Source organism: Vibrio fluminensis, from assembly GCF_015278125.1.
GTDB lineage: Bacteria > Pseudomonadota > Gammaproteobacteria > Enterobacterales > Vibrionaceae > Vibrio > Vibrio fluminensis.
The window spans coordinates 1-4,244 of sequence record NZ_JADILO010000061.1; the positions used below are offsets into that span (position 1 = coordinate 1).

Genomic DNA, 4,244 nt, shown 5'->3' on the forward strand with positions numbered 1-4,244 from the left:
CCAAAGGGTTGGTTCTATATAAGTCATGATAATCATCCTTGTGATTGCTTAGATGATCAGATCATGAAATTTAAAATTAGTTCAAAAAAATCCCCAAACCGTGGCTTGGGGATTTGTGTATAAGAGACAGGGCTAAATGCCATCCTTTTTTATTTCTGTCGCTCTCCCAAACGGCTTGGAGTTACCGCTCAGTGAGCACAGTTAAACTTGATGCTAGAATCGCTTAGCCGTTATCTATTTCGATAACGATACGATTTTTCCCAGCCCTTTTCGCTTGGTAAAGCAATTTGTCCGCCGCGACAATGCCCTTGCCTTGCCACACCTGCGCGGCACTGATCATTTTATGCATTTTATGCATTTTATAAATAATTGCACCACCAGACGCCGTGACAGGAATCGTTTCATCACAGAGGCGTATCTCCGGAGAGCTAATATCGCTTTGCACTCGCTCAAGAACCAGTTGTGCTAGCTCTGCACTTTCACTGGTAATCGCGATAACAAACTCTTCCCCGCCAAAACGAGCAATCAAATCACTTTGTCGTAAACTGGTGCTTAAAAGCTTCGCCACTTGGCAAATAATGTCATCGCCCACTTGGTGCCCGCAGTTATCATTGATCGCTTTAAAGTTATCGATATCAAACACCGCGATCGCCAAGTACTGACTCGCAGGTAGATCTTTTAACTTAGCTTCAAAGCCACGACGGTTAAGTAAGCTCGTCATCGGGTCAAGCATTGCCAATTCTTTGAGTTGTAAATGGGTCACTTGGGTATAGCGGAACCAAATAATACACAAAGCCAAAATGTAAAAAGAGATCAAAGCGATTAAGCGCTGCTTTTCAGCTTCAAAGATATGCCATAAATGAATACGCTTGGGCTCATGAACAGTAAAATACAGTCCCGTTTCTTTGCCACCAACCAGCACAGGTTGAGAATAGGTAAAGCTAAACACATCACTACTGTTTGCTCCCTGTTCTTCGGTCAACCGAGAATCACCAACATAGTTCTCGACCAAGTCATCCAAATCATTGTCTATCGCTAGGACGCCTTTGAACTGACCATCAACATAGATACCGCGAGTGATTGTCACAACCCGTTTGCCTGTCATGTAATCTTGATAGTCACCCGTGTAGATCACCCCGTCTTGATTCTCCGTGCAAGCAACGGTTCTAATCCAGTACGGTCGGGTTGAAATTACTTTATCAAATGCATCACCTTCAATTGCTTGGGCAAAAGCTTTAGGCGAAGAGATGATGAACTTATTGGTAGAGATAAAGTAGATCGATGATATGTGGCTAATACTTTTGGCAAAGTACGCCATTGATGGTGCGACAAATAGGCGTCGATACGCTTCCTGAAATAAAAGGGATTGGTCATTACACATCTCTTTTGGCCCAGCAAACATAAAGTCATACTCTTTGCCAGCATGCGATTTGCCACCAAAATTACAGGTGTCACCATTGAGCTTAATCGTATGTGGCAATACATAGCGATCATTCTGTAGCGGATAGAGCGAAGTAATACTGTACTCCAAGGCATTAATCACCTGGCTAGTGTCTTCCAGCAGCCTTTCTACTCGCTGTTTTTGTCTCTCATACTTCTGTTGCGACTCTTCTGCTGAATCGAGGACTAAAAAAGTCAGTATGATAATAAAAAGTGTTGTGATCCCTACAAACAGTCTTTTGTATCCTATTTTATCGTCGGTAATCACTAACTATGGCTCTACTTCTCGACTAAAACGGGCAGAATTACTTAACCCGCTGTTTATAAGAAACTTATATTTACGCATATAAGCCTAAAGTGCGGACACCAAAAAGCCGAAGCATTAGCTTCGGCTTTTATTAATCAGCACTGGATGAGTCTCTATCTACTCGAGGAGCGGAGTGTATACTTTACAATCAACTCATTCAACGAGTTTATAAATATGACTATCACTTGGTGAAAGTGGATGATTACATCATACCGCCCATGCCACCCATGCCGCCCATACCACCCATGTCAGGCATACCTGAATCTTTTTGTGGTAGGTCAGTTACCATTGCTTCTGTAGTAATCATTAGACCCGCAACAGAGGCTGCAAATTGAAGTGCAGAGCGCGTTACTTTAGTTGGATCTAGGATACCCATTGCAATCATGTCGCCGTATTCGCCAGTTGCCGCGTTGTAACCGTAGTTACCTTCGCCAGCGCGTACGTTGTTAGCAACCACTGACTCTTCATCGCCAGCGTTCTTCGTGATTTGACGAATTGGTGCTTCCATCGCGCGTAGTAGAACGCGGATACCGACATTTTGCTCTTCGTTGTCACCTTTAAGGTTCGCAACTTTAGACGCAGCACGGATCAGTGCAACACCGCCACCAGCCACTACGCCTTCTTCAACCGCTGCGCGAGTCGCATGTAGTGCGTCTTCTACACGGTCTTTCTTCTCTTTCATTTCAACTTCAGTTGCAGCGCCAACTTTAATTACCGCAACACCACCAGCTAGCTTAGCCACGCGCTCTTGTAGTTTCTCTTTGTCGTAGTCTGAAGTTGCATCTTCAATTTGTTGACGAATTTGCGCTACGCGGCCTTGAATCATCACTTCTTCACCCGCACCATCGATGATGGTAGTGTTTTCTTTAGTGATAGTGACACGCTTCGCTTGACCAAGATCTTCAAGAGTGACTTTCTCAAGCTCTAGACCGATCTCTTCAGAGATTACAGTACCGCCAGTTAGAATCGCGATATCTTGCAACATTGCTTTACGACGATCACCAAAACCAGGTGCTTTAACTGCCGCAACTTTCACGATGCCGCGCATGTTGTTCACAACTAGTGTCGCCAGAGCTTCACCTTCAACGTCTTCAGCCACAATCAGTAGTGGACGAGAGGCTTTTGCTACAGCTTCTAGCGTCGGTAGAAGTTCACGAATATTCGATACTTTTTTATCAACAAGTAGAATGAATGGGCTTTCTAGATCTACTGAACCCGCTTCTTGGTTGTTGATGAAGTAAGGAGATAGGTAACCGCGGTCAAACTGCATACCTTCTACAACGTCTAGCTCATCGTGTAGTGCTTGACCTTCTTCAACTGTGATAACACCGTCGCGACCTACTTTTTCCATCGCTTCCGCAATGATGTTACCTACGGTAGAGTCTGAGTTCGCAGAGATAGTACCGACTTGTGCGATAGCTTTAGTATCTGCACAAGGTACAGACAGTGCTTTAAGCTCTTCTACTGCCGCGATAACTGCTTTATCGATACCGCGCTTAAGATCCATTGGGTTCATACCCGCAGCAACTGCTTTAAGGCCTTCAGCAATGATCGCTTGAGCAAGTACTGTTGCGGTTGTAGTACCGTCACCCGCAGCGTCGTTTGCTTGAGACGCTACTTCTTTAACCATTTGCGCGCCCATGTTTTGGAACTTGTCTTCAAGTTCAATTTCGCGCGCTACAGATACACCATCTTTAGTGATAGTCGGTGCACCGAAAGATTTGTCTAGAACTACGTTACGGCCTTTAGGGCCAAGTGTTACTTTTACTGCGTCAGCTAGGATGTTCACACCCTCAAGCATTTTTACGCGTGCATCATTACCAAATTTAACGTCTTTAGCAGCCATCTTTGATTTCCTTTCTAAATTCTTTAAGTTGAGTTCGTTATGAATCAGAGTAAAAATTACTCAATGATTGCTATTACTCGACAATAGCCATGATGTCATTTTCAGACATGATCAGAACTTCTTTACCGTCGATTTTCTCAGTTTTCGTGCCGTAGCCTTCTGCGAAAATAACAGCATCACCAACTTTAACGTCCAAAGGTAGAACAGTGCCATTTTCTAGGATGCGGCCTTTGCCAACAGCTAGAACAACACCGCGAGTCGATTTTTCCGCAGCAGAGCCAGTAAGCACAATGCCACCTGCAGACTTAGATTCAACTTCTTGGCGCTCTACGATAACTCGGTCATGTAATGGACGAATGTTCATCGGTCGTCTCTCCTGAAAATTTCCATGTGATTTGATAATTGCTTTAAAGCAACTTTAAAGCCTTGTGATAACGATATATGGGCAAAGGGAGTAAACCCAAGGGGAGGTATAGTGATTTTTGTGAGAAAGACAACAAAAAAGGGCTCAAAGAGCCCTTTCAGATTGATGACGAACCCCGCTTTTTCAAGCGGGGTTCTTTTTTGGAAGCGACCGTAGGTCGCGATCGCGATATTTTTTGTTATACCGTGCGCAGAAGCTTCCATTCATTACATAGGCATACAGAAGCA

Annotated in this window: 4 protein-coding genes; 1 reads left to right on the forward strand and 3 read right to left on the reverse strand. The window is 44.2% G+C overall.

Annotated features, from left to right (window positions below; all coding sequences use genetic code 11):
* Positions 1 to 223: 223 nt before the first annotated feature.
* From IRQ95_RS21805 to IRQ95_RS21815, 3 genes are all read right to left on the reverse strand, one after another.
* Positions 224 to 1,708 carry a sensor domain-containing diguanylate cyclase gene (locus IRQ95_RS21805; RefSeq protein ID WP_348541643.1) on the reverse strand — a complete coding sequence of 495 codons (1,485 nt, stop codon included), beginning with the start codon at positions 1,706 to 1,708 and terminating at the stop codon, positions 224 to 226.
* A gap of 241 nt (positions 1,709 to 1,949) precedes the next feature.
* Positions 1,950 to 3,593, reverse strand: coding sequence for a chaperonin GroEL (gene groL, locus IRQ95_RS21810; protein ID WP_194439878.1), 1,644 nt, complete (start codon positions 3,591 to 3,593; stop codon positions 1,950 to 1,952).
* A 73-nt stretch (positions 3,594 to 3,666) separates the two neighbouring features.
* Entirely contained in the window at positions 3,667 to 3,957 is a 291-nt protein-coding gene (locus IRQ95_RS21815) for a co-chaperone GroES (protein WP_194439880.1), read from the reverse strand.
* Positions 3,958 to 4,034: 77 nt separating this feature from the next.
* Between IRQ95_RS21815 and IRQ95_RS22260 the strand changes: the two genes are divergently transcribed.
* On the forward strand, positions 4,035 to 4,244 hold a 210-nt coding region (locus IRQ95_RS22260; protein ID WP_228481555.1), incomplete at its 3' end, for a hypothetical protein.

What these genes read in the sequence shown, in the direction of transcription:
- groL (WP_194439878.1), bottom strand. Translation starts at nt 3,593, where the DNA reads ATGGCTGCTAAAGACGTTAAATTTGGTAATGATGCACGCGTAAAAATG.
- IRQ95_RS21815 (WP_194439880.1), bottom strand. Translation starts at nt 3,957, where the DNA reads ATGAACATTCGTCCATTACATGACCGAGTTATCGTAGAGCGCCAAGAA.